Genomic DNA, 17,338 nt, shown 5'->3' with positions numbered 1-17,338 from the left:
AGGTTGCTATATATTCCTGTATATACAGGATGAGCAATATGCGGGCCAAGGTCGCTATTCCAGTCAGAGAGTGGCGTTGCAGAGCCGATTCAAGGCGGTCGCGAAAAGAACACCACGATGTGTTGAACCCTGAATGTGTAACCAAAAGTCGCACCACAAGCGTTCCCTTCGCACCCTGTTGGGGCGAAGGGAAACCAATGGTTGAGGGAGTTTCCGGTGCTCAAGGCGACTGCGCTACGATGAGTCGCCTTGGCGTGCCGGCTGTCGCTGGAAGGACGAAGGGCAGGACTGCAGGGGAATTTTTATCTGTATATACAGGTTGGATGGGTTTCACCCGAAACGACGATCACCTCCTGCTTCCGGATCGGCGCCCAGCGCCGGTGCCGGGCTCGACGAGCCTTGGCCCCTGACTCCAGCCAGTTTCATCACCACCACAAAGAACACCGGTACGAACAGCACCGCCAGCGTCGCCGTGATCATCCCGCCGATCACCCCGGTGCCGATGGCCTGCTGGCTTGCCGAACTGGCCCCGGTGGCAATCGCCAGCGGCACCACGCCGAGGATGAAGGCCAGGGAGGTCATGATGATCGGGCGTAATCGCAGGCGAGCCGCCTGCACCGTTGCGTCCAGCAGATCATGGCCCTCGTCGTAGAGGCTCTTGGCGAACTCGATGATCAGGATCGCGTTCTTCGCCGACAGGCCGATGATGGTGATCAGGCCGACCTTGAAGAACACATCGTTGGGCATCCCGCGCAAGGTCACCGCCAGCACTGCGCCGAGCACCCCCAGCGGCACCACCAGCAGCACCGAGGTCGGGATCGACCAGCTTTCATACAGTGCCGCCAGGCAGAGGAACACCACCAGCAGCGACAGCCCCAGCAGCATCGTCGCCTGGGATCCGGACAAGCGTTCCTGCAACGACAATCCGGTCCATTCCAGGCCAAGCCCGCTCGGCAGTTGGGTCACCAGTCGCTCCATTTCCGCCATGGCCTGCCCGGTGCTGTGTCCGGCCTTGGGCTCGCCGGAAATGGCAATGGCCGGATAGCCGTTGTAGCGGGTCAGTTGCGCCGGACCCTGGGTCCAGTGGGCCTGAACAAAGGCCGACAGCGGCACCATTTTCCCGCTGCTGTTGCGCACATGGATCTTCAGCAGGTCGGCCACCTGGCTGCGCTGGTCACCTTCGGCCTGGATCACCACCCGTTGCATACGCCCCTGGTTCGGGAAATCGTTGACATAGGCCGAGCCCAGCGCGGTGGAGAGCAGTGCGCCGATGTCGGCAAACGATCCCCCCAGCGCGTTGGCCTGCTGGCGGTCGACCTGCAGTTGCACCTGCGGCGCTTCGGCCAGGGCGCTTTCGCGGACGTTGGCCAGCACCGGGCTGTTTTCCGCTGCCGCCAGCAACTGGCTACGGGCTTTCATCAGCGCCTCATAGCCGATGCCGCCACGGTCCTGCAAGCGGAACTCGAAGCCGCTGGAGGTGCCGAGGCCATCCACCGGCGGCGGCAGGATGGCGTAGGCCACGGCGTCCTTGATGTCGCCCAGGGCCAGGTTGGCGCGGTCGGCAATGGCTTGCGCCGAGTCCTGGGCGCCGCGTAGCGACCAGTCCTTCAAGGTGGTGAAGGCCAGCGCGGCGTTCTGGCCGCTGCCGGAGAAGCTGAAGCCGAGGATCATGGTGGTGTCGCCGACCCCCGGTTCCGTGGCGTTATGGGCCTCGATCTGTTCCACCACCTTGACCGTGCGGTTCTGGCTCGCGCCAGGTGGCAACTGGATATCGGTGATGGTGTAGCCCTGGTCTTCCACCGGCAGGAAGGAGGCGGGCAGGCGCATGAAGCACAGCCCCAGCAGTACCAGCAGCAGGCCATAGACCAGCAGGTAGCGGCCGCTGCGTTTCAGCGCATACACCACCCAGCCTTCATATTTATTGCTCAGTTGCTCGAAACGCCGGTTGAAGGCACCGAAGAAGCCGCCCTTGGCATGATGTTCACCCTGGGCAATGGGCTTGAGCAGGGTGGCGCAGAGTGCCGGGGTCAGGGTCAGGGCGAGGAAGGCCGAGAACAGGATCGAGGTCGCCATGGACAACGAGAACTGCTGGTAGATCACCCCCACCGAGCCCTGCATGAAGGCCATGGGAATGAACACCGCCACCAGCACCAGGGTGATGCCGACGATGGCGCCGCTGATCTGGCCCATGGCCTTGCGGGTGGCGTCCCGTGGCGACAACCCTTCGCTGGCCATGATCCGTTCGACGTTCTCCACCACCACGATGGCGTCGTCCACCAGGATGCCGATGGCCAGCACCATGCCGAACATGGTCAGCACGTTGATCGAGAAACCCAGGGCGAGCATGGTTGCGAAGGTGCCCATCAGCGCCACCGGCACCACCAGGGTCGGGATCAGGGTGTAGCGGATGTTCTGCAGGAACAGGAACATCACCGCGAACACCAGCAACATGGCTTCGCCCAGGGTGTAGACCACCTTGGTGATCGAGACCTTGACGAACGGCGAGGTGTCGTAGGGAATCTTGTATTCGACCCCGGCCGGGAAGTAGCGCGACAGCTCGTCGAGCTTGGCGCGCACCAGCGTCGCGGTGTGCAGGGCGTTGGCGCCGGGGCTCAGCTGGACGCTGAAGGCGGTGGACGGCTTGCCGTTCAGGCGGGTGCCGTACTGGTAGTCCTGGCTGCCGATTTCCACCCGGGCGACATCGCCGATGCGCACCGTGGAGCCGTCGGGATTGGCCCGCAGGACGATATCGGCGAACTCCCGCGGTGTGCTCAACTGGCCCTTGACCAGCACCGCGGCGTTGATTTCCTGGGTCGGGCGGGCCGGCAGGTCGCCGATGCTGCCCGCCGAGACCTGGGCGTTCTGCCCGGCCACGGCGGCGCTGACGTCCGCCGGAGTCAGGTTGAAACCCACCAGCTTCTGCGGGTCGATCCAGATCCGCATGGCCCGTTCGGCGCCATACAACTGGGCCTTGCCGACACCGTCGAGACGCTTGATCTCGTTCATCACGTTGCGCGCCAGGTAGTCGCTGAGGGCGCTTTCGTCGTACTTGCCGTCGCTGGAGGTGAGGGTGGCGAGCAGCAGGAAGCCGGCGGAGACCTTCTCCACCTTCAGGCCTTGCTGGGTCACGGCGGCCGGCAGGCGCGGCTCCACGGCTTTCAAGCGGTTCTGCACATCCACCTGGGCCATTTCCGGGTTGGTGCCCGGCTGGAAGGTGGCGGTGATGGTGGCGCTGCCCAGGCTGCTCTGGGATTCGAAGTACAACAGGTGGTCGGCGCCATTGAGCTCCTGCTCGATCAGGCTGACCACGCTTTCATCCACGGTCTGGGCCGAGGCGCCCGGGTAGACCGTCTGGATTTCCACCTTGGGTGGCGCAACGTTGGGGTACTGCGCCACCGGCAACTGCGGGATGGCCAGGGCGCCGGCCAACAGGATGAACAAGGCGACCACCCAGGCGAACACCGGGCGGTCGATAAAGAAATGCGGCATGCTCACTGTCCTTTGGACTGGGCGAGGGGAAGGGGGCTGTCGTCGATCTGCACCTGCTCGCCGGGACGGGCGTGTTGCAGGCCTTCGACGACGATACGGTCGCCGGGCTTGAGGCCTTCGGTGACGATCCAACGATCGTTCTGCACCGATCCCAATTGCACCGGCTGCTGGCTGATCCGCTGTTCGGCGTCCACCCGCAGCACCTGGGCGATCCCGGCGCTGTCACGCTGGATGGCGCGTTGCGGCACGGTGATGGCTTCGCGGTTCACCGCCTGCTCGACGCGGACCCGGACGAAACTGCCGGGCAGCAGGTCGAGGTCCGGGTTGGGGAATTCGCTGCGCAGGATCACCTGGCCGGTGCCGGGGTCGACGCTGATGTCGGTGAACAGCAATTTGCCCGGCAGCGGATAGGCGCTACCGTCGTCCTGGATCAGCGTGGCCTTGGCCTGGTTCTGCCCGACCTGCTGCAACTGCCCGGCCCGCAGGGCGCGGCGCAGCTCATTGAGCTCGCGGGTCGATTGGGTCAGGTCGGCGTGGATCGGATTCAACTGCTGGATCAGCGCCAGGGCGGTGGTCTCGTTCTGGCCCACCAGGGCGCCTTCGGTCACCAGTGCCCGGCCGATGCGCCCGGAAATCGGCGCGGTGACGGTGGCGTAGCCGAGGTTGAGCCTGGCCCGCTGCACGGCGGCCTTGTTCGCGGCGACGTCGGCGGCGCTCTGGCGCGCGGCGGCTTCGGCGTTGTCGTAGTCCTGGCGGCTGATGGCATGGCTGTCCACCAGCTCACGGTAGCGCTGGTGCTGCAGGCGGGTCTGGAAGGCATTGGCCTCGGCCTTCTGCAGGCTGGCGACCGCGCTGTCGAGGTCGGCCTTGAACGGCGCCGGGTCGATGCGGAACAACACGTCGCCCTGTTTCACGTCGCTGCCTTCGCGAAATACCTGCTGCAGCACCACGCCGGCGACCCGCGCGCGGACTTCGGCGATGCGCGGCGCGGCGATGCGGCCGCTCAACTCGCTGTTGATGGACAGGCTCTGGCTCGTGAGCGTCTCGACCCGAACCTTGGGCAGCGGCGGTGTCTGCGCGGTGTTCGCGGCTTTGTCACAGGCGCTCAGGGCCAGCACCAGGGCCGACAGGCATAGCGGGGCAAACAGCTTCTTCAACATAACGGAGTCCCAATAATGACCCTCGCATGCTAAGGGCCGTGCTCACGCGCTGCTGTGAAGCTCTGTAGGGTGTTGGTGAAAAAGTGTGAAGCTAATGCGCTCAGGTGCGCGTGGGCGTATATCCTTCACGGTTTTCCGCTTTGTAAATTTATCTATGCCTACCATTTTGCTGGTCGAAGACGACAGCGCCCTCAGTGAATTGATCGCCAGCTACCTGGAGCGCAACGGCTACCATGTCAATGTATTGGCCCGTGGCGACCAGGTGTGTGAGCGCGCGCGACAGAACCCGCCGGACCTGGTGATCCTCGACCTGATGCTGCCGGGCCTCGATGGCCTGCAGGTGTGCCGCCTGCTGCGCGCCGATTCGGCGACACTGCCGATCCTGATGCTCACCGCCCGCGACGACAGCCATGACCAGGTGCTGGGCCTGGAGATGGGCGCTGACGACTACGTGACCAAACCCTGCGAACCCCGGGTGCTGCTGGCCCGGGTGCGGACCCTGCTGCGCCGCAGCAGCCTGGCCGATCCGCAAGTGGCCAGCGACCGGATCCTGATGGGCAACCTGTGCATCGACCTGTCGGAACGCAACGTGACCTGGCGCGAGCAGCCTGTGGAGCTGTCCAGCGGCGAGTACAACCTGCTGGTGGTGCTGGCCCGGCATGCCGGCGAAGTGCTCAGTCGCGACCAGATTCTCCAGCGTCTGCGCGGTATCGAGTTCAACGGCACCGACCGCTCGGTGGACGTGGCGATTTCCAAGTTGCGCCGCAAGTTCGACGACCATGCCGGCGAGGCGCGCAAGATCAAGACCGTCTGGGGCAAGGGCTACCTGTTCAGCCGCTCCGAGTGGGAGTACTGAAACGATGCTGAAGATCCTGGTGCGGCTGTACCTGATCACCATCGTCACCTTCAGCGCGGCGATCTACCTGGTGCCTGAACTGGTGATCGGGGTCTTTCACGAGCGCTTCATGCGCTACAACCTGGAGCAGTCCCGGGGCTCGCAGAGCTTGTTGCTCGAACAGTTTCGCCAGGTTCCGAAAGACCAGTGGCCGGCAATAGCCGCAGGACTGGACCAGCGTTTCGCGCCGTTGCAGGTCAGCTTGGTCGGCATCGATGAGACAAGCTTCAGCGTGTCCGAGCAGCAACGCCTGCGCGGCGGCGAGGAAGTGATGCGCCTGGGGGAGTGGGGCACGCCGGACCTGGAGGTCTCGCCACTGGATGAGCAATGGGCGGTGGCGCTGCGGGTCCCGCCCGATCCGTTGGACATGAGCCTGTTGTACTGGAGCATGAATGTGCTGGTCGGTGCCGCGCTGCTGGCCTGCCTGCTGTTCTGGCTGCGCGCGCACTGGCGCGACCTGGAGCGCCTCAAGCAGACCGCCCGGCATCTTGGCCAGGGACAACTCAGCGAGCGCACGAATATTTCGCCACGCTCCAATATCGGCGAACTGGCGGCGGTGTTCGACACCATGGCCGCCGACATCGAAGGCCTGCTCAACCAGCAGCGAGACCTGCTCAACGCGGTGTCCCATGAGCTGCGCACCCCCTTGACCCGCCTGGATTTCGGCCTGGCCCTGGCCTTGTCCGAAGAGCTTCCGCCGGCGCCCCGCGAGCGTCTGCAAGGATTGGTGGCGCATATCCGCGAGCTGGACGAGCTGGTGCTGGAATTGTTGTCCTATAGCCGTTTGCAGAACCCGGAACGGCTGCCGGAACGGGTCATGGTGTCGATGGACGAGTTCGTCGACAGTATCCTCGGCAGTTTCGACGAGGAACTGGAGGCCCCGGAGACCGTGCTGGACGTGTTGATGCACGGTTCGCTGGACCGCTTTGTCCTCGATCCGCGCCTGACCGCGCGGGCGGTACAGAACCTGTTGCGCAACGCCATGCGTTACTGCGAGCGGCGGATCCAGATCGGCGTCAGGGTCAGTCCGGAAGGCTGCGAGCTATGGGTCGATGACGACGGTATCGGCATTCCCGAGCCGGACCGGGAGCGGATTTTCGAGCCGTTCTATCGCCTGGACCGCAGTCGCGATAGGGCTACCGGCGGCTTTGGCCTGGGCCTGGCCATCAGTCGTCGGGCGCTGGAGGCCCAGGGCGGAACCCTGACCGCCGAGCAGTCACCGTTCAGCGACGCTGCGCCAGCACCTGCTTCACCCCCTCCAGCACCAACACCACCACCGCCAGCCAGATCGGCAGGTAGGTCAGCCATTCTCCGGGGCCGATGCTTTCCCCCAGCAACAGGGCGACGATCACCAGCAATACGGGCTCCACATAGCCGAGCAAACCGAACAGCCCGAAGGCCAGCATCCGGCTTGCCAACAGGTAGCAGATCAGCGCCGCGGCACTGATCAGCCCGAGCAACGGAATCAGCCCATACAGCGCCGGCCGCAGATTGACCACGGCAAAGCCCTGTTCACCGTGTTGCACGAACCACCACGCCACCGGCAGTAGCAACGCCATGTCAAGCCAAAGGCCGCCGAGGTTGTCGGTGCCGTTGCGCCGCCGCAGCACGAAGTAGATCGGATAGCCGATGGCGACCAGCAAGGTGGTCCAGGAAAAGCTGCCGACCCGATACAACTCGTTGAGCACGCCACACAGGGCGAGCAGGGCCGCCAGGGTTTGCAGACGCGACAGACGCTCGCCGTAGACGATGCGTCCGGTGAGCACCATGGTCAGTGGCAGGAGGAAGTAGCCGAGGGCGGTATCCAGGCTATGGCCGTTGAGCGGCGCCCAGAGGAACACCCACAACTGGAAGCCGAGCATCACCGAGGACAGCAGCAACTTGAGCGGCAACAGCGGTTCGCGGCGCACCCGGGCGAGGATCGCGGGCACGCGTTTCCAGTCTCCGGACACCAGCATGAACAGCGTCATGCAGGGCACGGTCAGGAGCATGCGCCAGCCGAAGATATCTTCACCGTTGAGGGGCGCCAGCAGGGACGTATAGAAATACATGACGGCGAATAGGCAGGACGCCGACACCGATAAAACAATACCTCGGGACACAACGGCCTCACGAAACGGTGGATTCGATTTTTTCCGGCAGGATAGCACCCTGCTTGAACAGCAAGGCCTTCAATCCGCTTTCGGCGTCGATATCGGGAAACTCCGGCGGGTTGTCCAGGCGGCGTTCGAACACCAGCCCCGGCGCTTCACGGGTGACGCCATCGATGAGAAAGTCCGAGCCCACGGCCGGGTCGTTCATGCAGGCGAGGACACAGCCGTCGGGGGTGAGCAATTCCGGTAGACGGCGCAGGACGCGCTGGTAGTCCTTGCCCAGCAGGAAACTGCCTTTCTGGAAGGAGGGGGGGTCGATGATCACCAGGTCGAAAGGGCCGCTGTTGATGACCTTGCCCCAGGACTTGAACAGGTCGTGGCCGAGAAAGCTCACCTTGCTCAGGTCGTGCCCGTTCAGGCGATGATTGTCGCGTCCACGGCTCAGGGCCGCGCGGGACATGTCCAGGTTGAGCACATGCGCGGCGCCGCCGGCGATCGCCGCCACGGAAAAGCCGCAGGTGTAGGCGAACAGGTTCAGCACCCGCTTCCCCTGGGCATTGGCTCGGACCCAGTCGCGGCCATAGCGCATGTCGAGGAACAGGCCGTTGTTCTGTTTCTTGCCGAGGTCGACCTGATAACGCAGCCCCCCCTCGGTGATCACCCACTCGTCAATGGCCTCGCCCACCAGCCATTCGGCGGGGCTCTGGGGCAGGTAGCGATGGTGCAACAGCAAGGTCCGTGCGCCGCTGGCCTGCCAGGCGGGCGACTGGCTGATCGCTGCCAGCAGGTCCTTGAGGGCTTGCAGTTGTGCCGGCTCCGGTTCCTTGAACAGCGAAACCAGCACCACGCCCTGCAACCAGTCGACGGTCAGTTGCTCCAACCCCGGCCAGCAGCGGCCCCGGCCGTGGAACAGGCGCCGGGTTTCCGCCGGGGCGCTCGCCAGGGCCGTGAGCAGGTGGGTGTGGAGGATGGACAGGGCGTGGGGGTTCATCAGGCAGTGCCGGCAAGGAAAAGGGCCGGCATTCTAACCCTATCAACGGTGAAAAAAACGGCGGGTTATTGATCCGCGCCCGCGCGTTTGAGCAGCCGTTTGCAGCGCTCGGACAAGTGAAAGACGTGCAGGTGCTTGCCGGCCTTCTCGTAGCGCTCGCGCAGGGTCTTCAACGCGGCGATGGCCGAGTAGTCGACGAAGTTCAGATGGCGACAGTCGAGGGTTACCTGGGGCGGATCGTTGGCGGGGTCGAACTGGTTGAGAAAGGGCGTCGTCGAGGCAAAGAACAGGGTGCCATGCAGGCGGTAAAGCTTGCTGCCGTCGGCCTCCAGATGGGTGTCGGCGTAGAGTTCCCGGGCCTGCTGCCAGGCGAAGTTGAGCGCGGCGATGACGATGCCGCAGAGCACGGCGATGGCGAGGTCGGTGAACACGGTAATGGTGGTTACCGCGATGATCACCAGCACGTCATTGAATGGCACCTTGTTGAGCACCCGCAGCGAGGCCCAGGCGAAGGTCTGTTGCGCGACCACGAACATGACGCCCACCAGGGCGGCCAGCGGGATGCGCTCGATAAAGGGTGACAGGAACAGGATGAACAGCAGGATCATCACCCCGGCGACGACCCCGGACAGCCGACCCCGGCCGCCGGAGCTGAGGTTGATCATGGTCTGGCCGATCATGGCGCAGCCGCCCATGCCGCCGAGCAGTCCGGAGACCATATTGGCCACGCCCAGTGCCGCGCATTCGCGGTCCGGGTAACCGCGGCTTTCGGTGATCTCGTCGGTCAGGTTCAGGGTCAGCAGGGTTTCCAGCAGGCCGACCAGGGCCATCAATATCGCGTAGGGGGCGACGATCCGCAGGGTTTCCAGGTTCCACGGCAACTGCGGCAGGGCCAGCACCGGCAGGCCGCCGGCAATATGCGCCATGTCGCCGAGGGTCCGGGTCGGCAGGTCGAGCAGGTACACCGCCAGGCCCACGCCGAGGATCGCCACCAGTGCCGGCGGCACGCTGCGGGTCAGGCGCGGCAGCAGGTAGACGATGGCCATGGTCAGGGCCACCAGCCCGCTCATCAGATAAAGCGGCGTGCCGCTCAGCCAGGATTCGCCGCTCTTGAAGTGTTCCAGCTGGGCCAGGGCGATGACGATCGCCAGGCCGTTGACGAAGCCGAGCATCACCGGATACGGCACCATGCGCACCAGCTTGCCCAGCCGCAGCATGCCGAAGGCGAGCATGATCAGCCCGCCCAACAGGACCGTGGCGAGCAGGTACTGCACGCCGTGCTGCACCACCAGCGCGACGATCACCACCGCCATCGACCCGGCGGCGCCGGAGATCATGCCAGGGCGCCCGCCCAGCAGCGCGGTCAGGGTGCAGATGATCACGGCGCCATACAGCCCCATCAGCGGATTGAGGTGGGCGACCAGGGCGAAGGCGATGCATTCGGGCAGCAGGGCGAAGGCGGTGGTCAGTCCGGCCAGGGCGTCGGCGCGCAGGCGTTGGGGTTTCATGGCGTACCTGAAAAACGAGCCGGCAGGGCCGGCGGCGAAAAGAGGGGGCGGATGGTACGCAATTGAATGCGCCTGGGCCAGTTACCGAAGCTCGGCTAGGCTCGCCTGGATCGACTCGGACAGTTGCCGGACCGCGGCTGTCGGCGCTTCCCGGGCCTGGTGAAGGACATAGCCAAGCATGGGCAGCGGGGGCAGGTCTTCAATGACCGCAAGATGAGCGGGCAGGCCGATGCGGGTGCGCAGGGTGACGCCGAGCCCCGCCGATACGGCAGCCCAGATGCCACTGACACTCGGGCTGGTGAGTGCCACTCGCCAGGGAATGCGCGCCTGGTCCAGCGTGCGGGTGGCGGCGCTGCGCAGAATGCAGGGCGCATCGAACACCACCAGGGGCAAGGGCTGGTTGTCGGAACGAGGCAGCGCCGGCAGATCGCGCGGGCCGATCCAGTGCATGCGGGTTTCACCGAGGCGCAGGGCGTACGGCGTGCTTGAGTCGGTTTCCCAGGCCAGCGCCAGGTCCAGGCGGCCATTCTCGATCTGCGCCAGCAACTCGGCGTTGCGGGCAATGCTGACCTCCAGGCTGACCAGCGGATGGACCCTGGAAAAGCGCCGTAGTACGTCGCTGAGCAGGTGTTCGGCGAAATCGTCCTGCAAGCCGATGCGCACCGTGCCTGCGATGCGGGCGTCCCGCAGACTGGCGAATATCTCGTCGTTCAGTTCCAGCAGGCGCCGGGCCTGGCTGAACAGCGACTCGCCGGCCGGTGACAGGATCAACCCGCGCCCCGACTTCACCAGCACGGCGCTGCCGACCTGGCTTTCAAGCTTCTTGAGCTGGGCGCTGACCGCCGAGGTCGAGCGCCCGAGGCGGTCGGCGGCCTTGGCAAAGCTGCCGAGCTCGACTCCGGCGACAAAGGTGCGCAGTACATCAAGGTCGAAGGTGGGATGGCGCATGGGAAATCATCCACTTATTCGGGAGTATTGATTCTGTTTAATCTGATATTCGGAACTATCGTGGCGACTTAACCTGCCTCCGTCAAATCAGCAGCTTTGGAGGTCGTATGCCTTTCGCCCGTATTTCCCTGCATCGGGGCAAGTCCCCCGAGTACCTTCGCCTGTTGTCCGAAGGGCTGCATCAGGCCCTGGTGGAGACCTTCGAGGTGCCGGCCACTGACCGCTTCCAGGTCATTCACCAGCATGAGGTGGGGGAGCTGATCTTCGATAGCCACTACCTGGGCGGCCCCCGCAGCGCGGACTTTGTCCTGATCGCCATTACGGCCGGTCGCCCTCGGGATACGGCCACGAAACAACGCTTTTATCGGCGATTGGTGGAGCGCCTGAGCGTGTCGCCGGGCATCGATCCGGAGGATGTCATGGTGGTGATCAGCACCACCCAGGCGGATGAGTGGTCCTTTGCGGGAGGACGGGGTAATTGATGACATGAGTGGCGCCGATCTCACCTTGTGGAACCTCCGGGTGTTCTCCTCAAGTGTTGAAGCGGGTTTGATCGGGACGGTCCGGCGCCGTCGACAGTCCGCTCGTGAAACTAGCGAGCCCCGTGTCATAACGGTTCCATGTGTGGCTTTTAAGAAACACAAAAAGATGGGTTGAATGGATGTACACAGGCTAACGTAGCTTATGCTACATTTTTGTAGTGACTGATACATCGAGCAGTGTGTGAGGCAACCAGCGCAACTGCTGGCAGAGCTTTGGTGTGTCGGTGCATGACCTCAACCGGAATCGTGACCATGACTGACGCAGCCAAGCCCACTTACAGCCTATGGCAACTTACCCTGTATTTTCTGCGCCTGGGGACGCTCGGCTTTGGTGGGCCAGTGGCGTTGGTCGGCTACATGCATCGAGATCTGGTGGAGCGGCGCGGCTGGATCAGCGAGGCGGATTACAAGGAAGGGCTGGCGCTGGCGCAAATCGCTCCCGGACCGCTGGCGGCACAACTGGGCATCTACTTAGGTTACTTGCATTATCGCATCCTCGGCGCAACGGTAGCTGGGTTCGCCTTTGTGTTGCCATCCTTCCTGATGGTGCTGGCGTTGGGCTGGGCGTATGTCGGGTTCGGCGGACTTTCGTGGATGCAATCGGTCTTCTATGGCGTGGGGGCCGCGGTCATCGGCATCATGGCGATCAGCGCGCACAAACTCGCCAGCAAGAACATCGGGAAGAGCAAGCTGTTGTGGGGCATCTTCATTCTGTTAGCCGCCGTGACCATCGTCACGCAATCGGAAATCGCCTGGCTGTTCATTGCAGCGGGTGTGCTGGTGTGGCTGATTCGCTGCAAGCCGAAATTCAGCGCGTCGAATCTCGCGATGGCGCTGCCAACGGCTATGCCCAATGTAGCCCTTGCGGTCGCCACCGATGGCAATACGCTGTTGCAGATCGCGCTGTTCTTTACCAAGGCCGGTGCTTTCGTGTTCGGTTCGGGCCTGGCTATTGTGCCTTTTCTCTACGGCGGCATTGTCACTGAGCATCATTGGCTGAACGACAAGCAGTTCGTGGATGCTGTGGCGGTCGCCATGATTACCCCCGGTCCGGTGGTGATCACGACCGGCTTCATCGGTTATTTGATTGGTGGTTTGCCAGGCGCCTGCCTAGCGGCCGTGGCGACATTTTTACCGTGCTATCTGGTCACGGTGATCGCGGCACCCTACTTCAATAGGTACGGCAAGTTACCCGCGCTGATCGCGTTCGTCGATGGCATCACCGCAGCGGCCGTCGGTGCCATTGCCGGCTCGGTGGTGGTGCTGGCGCAGCGTTCGATCACCGATGTGCCCACTGCTTTGTTGGCCTTGGGAACGGCTGGTCTGTTATGGAAAATCAAGAAACTGCCAGAACCCGTCATCGTGATCTGCGCGGCGTTGATCGGGTTGCTGGTTTATCCCTTATTGCATCACTAAGACCTGGTGACATCAGGTGCTCGGTTCATGACCGAACCATTAGGTGATGGTGGACCAGCGTTACCGTACTGCCCATGCCCACATTTGACCACTGAGGATTTAGAGGGGCGATATGTTTGATTACAGCAAGCGTTTACAGGGCTGTGTTTTCCTGGGGCTCGCAATTCTACTGACAGTTTCATCGGCAGCCTTCAACCACTCCTGCGCAAGCGAGCGTCTCCCGCTGTCAACCGTCGCCGATGTTCCGCTTTCCGGACACACGACACGCTGGGACTACGCAAGCCTTGATCCCAATTCTCATCTGTTGTTCATCGCGCACTTGGGCGACAGTGTGGTCACGGTGTTCGATACACAACAGCAGAAGGTTGTCGCGGATATTCCGGACGTCAACCAGGCCCACGGTGTGCTCGCCATTCCGGAACTGGGCCGTATTTACGCCTCGGCCACCGGGACGAACGAAGTGGTGGTGATCGATGCGAAGACCTTCAAGATCACCGCACGAATACCGGCCGGTGGCTATCCAGACGGTATGGCCTACGCCCCAGAGGTTCACAAACTCTATGTTTCGGATGAGCGCGGCGGTACCGACACAGTGATTGATGTCCGCTCGAATATGCCAGTCGCCACGATTCCGCTAGGTGGTGAAGTCGGGAATACGCAATATGACCCCGTCTCGAAACACATTTTCGCCAACGTGCAGTCGCGTCGGCAGCTTATCGAAATCGACCCGACGACAGACGAGGTAGTGGCTCGGACGGATTTGCCAGGCGCGAAAGGAAACCACGGCCTGTATATCGATGCCCCGACTCACCTTGCCTTCATCGCCTGCGAAGGCAACCACAAGCTGCTCGTGTTGGATCTGTCGAGTCGGCAGATCCTCTCGGCTTTTGACGTGGGGAACGTACCTGATGTTCTGGCGTACGACGCATCGCTCGGATGGCTCTACGTCGCCAGTGAGGTGGGAGAGGTGACCCTTCTCAAGGTGCAGGAACACGCGGTGAGTCTGCTTGGCTCCGCGTGGCTTGGGCCGAATGCCCATGTGGTTGCGGTGGACCCAGAGTCTCATCGGGCCTATTTCCCACTCAAGTCCTTGGAGGGAAAACCTATGCTGCGCATTACCCAGGCAAAGCTTTGAGGTCGGCGATATCAATGGCACTGGCAGGGGAAGTAGATGTGGACACGTCGTCGCCCATTCGGTGGATTTGAATCAATCTCCAGATAAATGTTGTGAGTAGTGCAAAGTGAAATTTATCGTTCTCATTCTGTCCCTGCCTACCGAGAACGCCACGGCGCGAATGCGTATATGGCGAGCCCTCAAAGCCTCGGGTGCGGCCGTATTGCGCGACGGTGTCTATCTGATGCCCGAGCGGGAGGTGTGTCGAACAACAATGGATGGCTTGGCGGTCGATGTGCGCAATGGGGGGGGGACCGCATTGGTACTGAGCACCGAGGAGCCGGAAGGTGCGAACTTCATCGACCTGTTTGACCGTAGCGAGGACTTCGCAGCGCTACTGAGCGAAGTGACGCAGGCGCGTGACGCGCTAACCACGGAGTCCGTACAGGACATACTCAAGCAGGCCCGCAGGCTGCGAAAGTCCTTCGCCAGCCTATCGGATATCGACTTCTTCCCCGGCGAGGCACAACTCCAGATCAACAGCGCGCTGAAAGAATTAGAGCTGGCCTGTTCCCGTACCTTGTTTCCAGATGAGCCGCACGGGGTCGAAGGCGCCATCGCAAGGCTGAGTATGGCCGACTACCAGGGTCGCACCTGGGCGACGCGGCAACGACCGTGGGTGGATCGATTGGCCAGTGCGTGGTTGATCCGACGTTTTATTGATCCCCAAGCCAAGCTCCTTTGGCTATCCAGCCCGGACGAATGTCCAGCCAATGCGCTCGGCTTTGACTTCGACGGTGCGAGGTTTGGCCATGTCGGCAGTCGAGTGACCTTCGAAGTCCTATTGGAGAGTTTTGCGCTGGAACAACTCGGGCTCACAAGAATTGGCCTGCTCGTGCATTACCTCGACGTCGGTGGCGTTCAACCCCCGGAAGCCACGGGGGTGGAAAGTGTACTGGCCGGACTACGCGAAGCGATCACCGACGATGACCAACTGCTGGTTGTGGCATCTGCCGTCTTTGACGGCCTGTTGGCCAACTTCAACAAAGGCGTCCCGCTGTAGGAGTCAACCCGCAGCGTAACGAAAGAGAGGTCAATTCATGAAATGGATTACCCGTGAGCGGCCGAAAATCGACCGCATTGCTTGCCCCATCGAGGCCGCCCAGCGGGTGGGACGAGCATGAGCACCGGAAAAAGTACCGCATGTTGGGTTAAATGAACTCGCCGGTCCTTTCCCGTCTGCTATGCGTGCGGGGCTTGCGGGCATTCGCCGACGGTTACGTCAGCTTGCTGCTGCCACTTTATCTGCTGGCATTAGGCATGCAGCCGCTTCAAGTTGGGATGATCGCCACCGGCACGCTGTTAGGCTCAGGCGTATTGACGCTCCTGGTTGGCCTCTATGCTCATCATTTTACCTACCGCCTGTTGCTGCTGATGGCCGCGCTGCTCATGACGGCAACCGGTTTTGGTTTTGCGGCGTTCACTGATTTCTGGCCTTTGCTGGTGATTGCCATTGTCGGGACATTGAATCCGTCCAGCGGCGATGTCAGCGTATTCTTGCCGCTAGAGCACGCCGTGCTCTCCGGCTTGGTGGACGAACGTCGGCGCACGGCGGTGTTTGCCCGCTATAGTCTGACCGCTGCGTTGGCTGGCGCATTGGGGGCACTGTTCGCGGGTGCGCCTGATTGGATAGTCGCGACATCCAGGCTGGATAAGAAAGGCGCGCTACAAGCGATGTTTATCCTTTACGGTGTATTGGGATTGGCATCGGCGTTGATTTATTCCAGGCTGCCTCGGGAGATTGGCACAGACGAGCACAAGGCATCGGCCGCACCGTTACAAAAATCGAAACGGGTCGTTTATACCCTCGCAGCCTTGTTCAGCCTGGATGCGTTCGGGGGCGGCTTTGTGGTGCAGTCGATGATCGCCTTGTGGCTTTTCCAGAAGTTTCAGCTTTCCACCACGGTCGCAGGCGAGATTTTTTTCTGGACTGGAGTCTTGACGGCGTTTTCATATCTGGCGGCGAATCGCATTGCCGATCGGTTCGGACTCGTGAATACGATGGTGTTTACCCACTTACCCTCCAGCCTGTTCCTGATTCTGATCCCTCTGATGCCGACATTGAGCCTGGCAATCATCCTGCTGCTTGCACGCAGCGCGTTGTCGCAAATGGATGTGCCGACCCGTAGCTCCTACATCATGGCAATCGTGCCGCGTGAGGAGCGGGCAGCTGCAGCCAGTATTACGACGGTCCCACGTAGCCTGGCTTCAGCGTTGAGCCCGCTGCTTGCCGGTTATTTGCTTGGCTTATCGACCTTTGGTTGGCCATTGGTAATAGCCGGCGGTTTGAAGATCACCTACGACTTACTGCTGCTGGGTATGTTTCGGAATATACGGCCGCCAGAAGAAAGCGGCCAGAAGCGCTAGATCCGACCTGGACAAGAGCGAGCACGAAGCCTTCGGTCAACGGGTTGAAAATCGGATGTAAAATGATTTCTCGGTACAGAGGGCCCGAGACATGAAACCGATTATCTACTTGATCATTGGAGTGCTTGCGTCCCTGTTCACTCCCGTGACCTTTGCCCAGGACCAGTTTGCCTACACCGCTTCCAACAGCGTCCTCAGAACCGGCCCGGACCTCGCCTATCCGCCCATCGTGACCGTACCTCGGGGCTCGAGGCTGACGATCTATGGTTGCCTCAGCGACTGGCAGTGGTGCGATGTCAGCTGGCATGGCGAACGCGGTTGGATAGCGGGCAACTTACTTGAGTACGATTACGCCGGACGGCGCGTGGTAGTCCCCGACTATGGCGCCCAGATAGGTATGCCCATTCTGATCTTCGGCTTCGACAGCTACTGGAGTCGTCACTACCGCGATCGGGACTGGTTCCGCCATCGTGCTCACTGGCGTCACATACACAGGCTTTCACGACCGCAGCAGCCGCAACAGAGACTGCTCCAACAGCGACACGAGGCGGGACAGTTACTGCATCAGCCGCAGCAACAACCGCAGCCGCTGCCGCAACAGAGACAGCCCCAACAGCGGCACGAGTCGGGACAGCTACCGCATCAGCCGCAGCAACAACCGCAGCCGCTGCTGCAACAGAGGTTGCCTCAACAGCAGCATGAGACGGGACAGCTGCCGCATCAGTTGCAGCAACAACCGCAGCTGCTGCCGCAAC

Annotated in this window: 13 protein-coding genes and 1 pseudogene; 8 read left to right on the top strand and 6 right to left on the bottom strand. The window is 62.3% G+C overall.

Going from position 1 to position 17,338, the window contains the following annotated elements; genetic code table 11:
- Positions 1 to 330: 330 nt before the first annotated feature.
- On the bottom strand, positions 331 to 3,489 hold the full coding sequence (locus UCMB321_RS11955; RefSeq protein WP_052451153.1) for an efflux RND transporter permease subunit: 3,159 nt from the start codon (positions 3,487 to 3,489) through the stop codon (positions 331 to 333).
- A 2-nt stretch (positions 3,490 to 3,491) separates the two neighbouring features.
- Positions 3,492 to 4,649: an efflux RND transporter periplasmic adaptor subunit gene (locus UCMB321_RS11950; protein WP_040066846.1), complete on the bottom strand. Its 1,158-nt coding sequence runs from the start codon at positions 4,647 to 4,649 to the stop codon at positions 3,492 to 3,494.
- 154 nt (positions 4,650 to 4,803) lie between these two features.
- On the opposite strand from UCMB321_RS11950, the gene UCMB321_RS11945 reads away from it, so the two are divergent.
- A complete protein-coding gene (locus UCMB321_RS11945) occupies positions 4,804 to 5,505 on the top strand; it encodes a response regulator transcription factor (protein ID WP_040066844.1) in 702 nt (233 codons plus the stop codon).
- 4 nt (positions 5,506 to 5,509) lie between these two features.
- A pseudogene (locus UCMB321_RS30030) lies at positions 5,510 to 6,778 on the top strand (ATP-binding protein); the annotation flags it as partial.
- Here UCMB321_RS30030 and rarD read toward each other — a convergent pair.
- From rarD to UCMB321_RS11920, 4 genes are all read right to left on the bottom strand, one after another.
- Positions 6,768 to 7,646: an EamA family transporter RarD gene (gene rarD, locus UCMB321_RS11935; protein ID WP_040066839.1), complete on the bottom strand. Its 879-nt coding sequence runs from the start codon at positions 7,644 to 7,646 to the stop codon at positions 6,768 to 6,770. The pseudogene UCMB321_RS30030 and the gene rarD overlap by 11 nt on opposite strands.
- A gap of 7 nt (positions 7,647 to 7,653) precedes the next feature.
- A complete protein-coding gene (locus UCMB321_RS11930; protein WP_052451152.1) occupies positions 7,654 to 8,628 on the bottom strand; it encodes a class I SAM-dependent methyltransferase in 975 nt (324 codons plus the stop codon).
- A gap of 65 nt (positions 8,629 to 8,693) precedes the next feature.
- A complete protein-coding gene (locus UCMB321_RS11925) occupies positions 8,694 to 10,136 on the bottom strand; it encodes a SulP family inorganic anion transporter (protein ID WP_040066837.1) in 1,443 nt (480 codons plus the stop codon).
- A gap of 81 nt (positions 10,137 to 10,217) precedes the next feature.
- On the bottom strand, positions 10,218 to 11,084 hold the full coding sequence (locus UCMB321_RS11920; protein ID WP_040066836.1) for a LysR substrate-binding domain-containing protein: 867 nt from the start codon (positions 11,082 to 11,084) through the stop codon (positions 10,218 to 10,220).
- 107 nt (positions 11,085 to 11,191) lie between these two features.
- Between UCMB321_RS11920 and UCMB321_RS11915 the strand changes: the two genes are divergently transcribed.
- The 6 genes from UCMB321_RS11915 to UCMB321_RS29470 all read left to right on the top strand — a co-directional run.
- Positions 11,192 to 11,566 carry a tautomerase family protein gene (locus UCMB321_RS11915; protein ID WP_040066833.1) on the top strand — a complete coding sequence of 125 codons (375 nt, stop codon included), beginning with the start codon at positions 11,192 to 11,194 and terminating at the stop codon, positions 11,564 to 11,566.
- A gap of 312 nt (positions 11,567 to 11,878) precedes the next feature.
- Positions 11,879 to 13,042 (top strand): chromate transporter, encoded by a 1,164-nt coding sequence (locus tag UCMB321_RS11910; protein ID WP_040066831.1) that lies wholly within the window; start codon positions 11,879 to 11,881, stop codon positions 13,040 to 13,042.
- A 112-nt stretch (positions 13,043 to 13,154) separates the two neighbouring features.
- Positions 13,155 to 14,177 carry a beta-propeller fold lactonase family protein gene (locus UCMB321_RS11905; protein WP_040066829.1) on the top strand — a complete coding sequence of 341 codons (1,023 nt, stop codon included), beginning with the start codon at positions 13,155 to 13,157 and terminating at the stop codon, positions 14,175 to 14,177.
- Positions 14,178 to 14,337: 160 nt separating this feature from the next.
- Positions 14,338 to 15,219 carry a chromate resistance protein ChrB domain-containing protein gene (locus tag UCMB321_RS11900; RefSeq protein WP_052451158.1) on the top strand — a complete coding sequence of 294 codons (882 nt, stop codon included), beginning with the start codon at positions 14,338 to 14,340 and terminating at the stop codon, positions 15,217 to 15,219.
- Positions 15,220 to 15,371: 152 nt separating this feature from the next.
- Positions 15,372 to 16,583, top strand: coding sequence for an MFS transporter (locus UCMB321_RS11895; RefSeq protein ID WP_040066823.1), 1,212 nt, complete (start codon positions 15,372 to 15,374; stop codon positions 16,581 to 16,583).
- 91 nt (positions 16,584 to 16,674) lie between these two features.
- Positions 16,675 to 17,338: SH3 domain-containing protein (locus tag UCMB321_RS29470; protein WP_157015927.1), on the top strand; the 664-nt coding region annotated here is incomplete at its 3' end.

The sequence above is a fragment of the Pseudomonas batumici genome, assembly GCF_000820515.1.
In the GTDB taxonomy this organism is placed as follows: Bacteria; Pseudomonadota; Gammaproteobacteria; order Pseudomonadales; family Pseudomonadaceae; genus Aquipseudomonas; species Aquipseudomonas batumici.
This window is presented reverse-complemented; position numbering and strand designations above follow the sequence as displayed.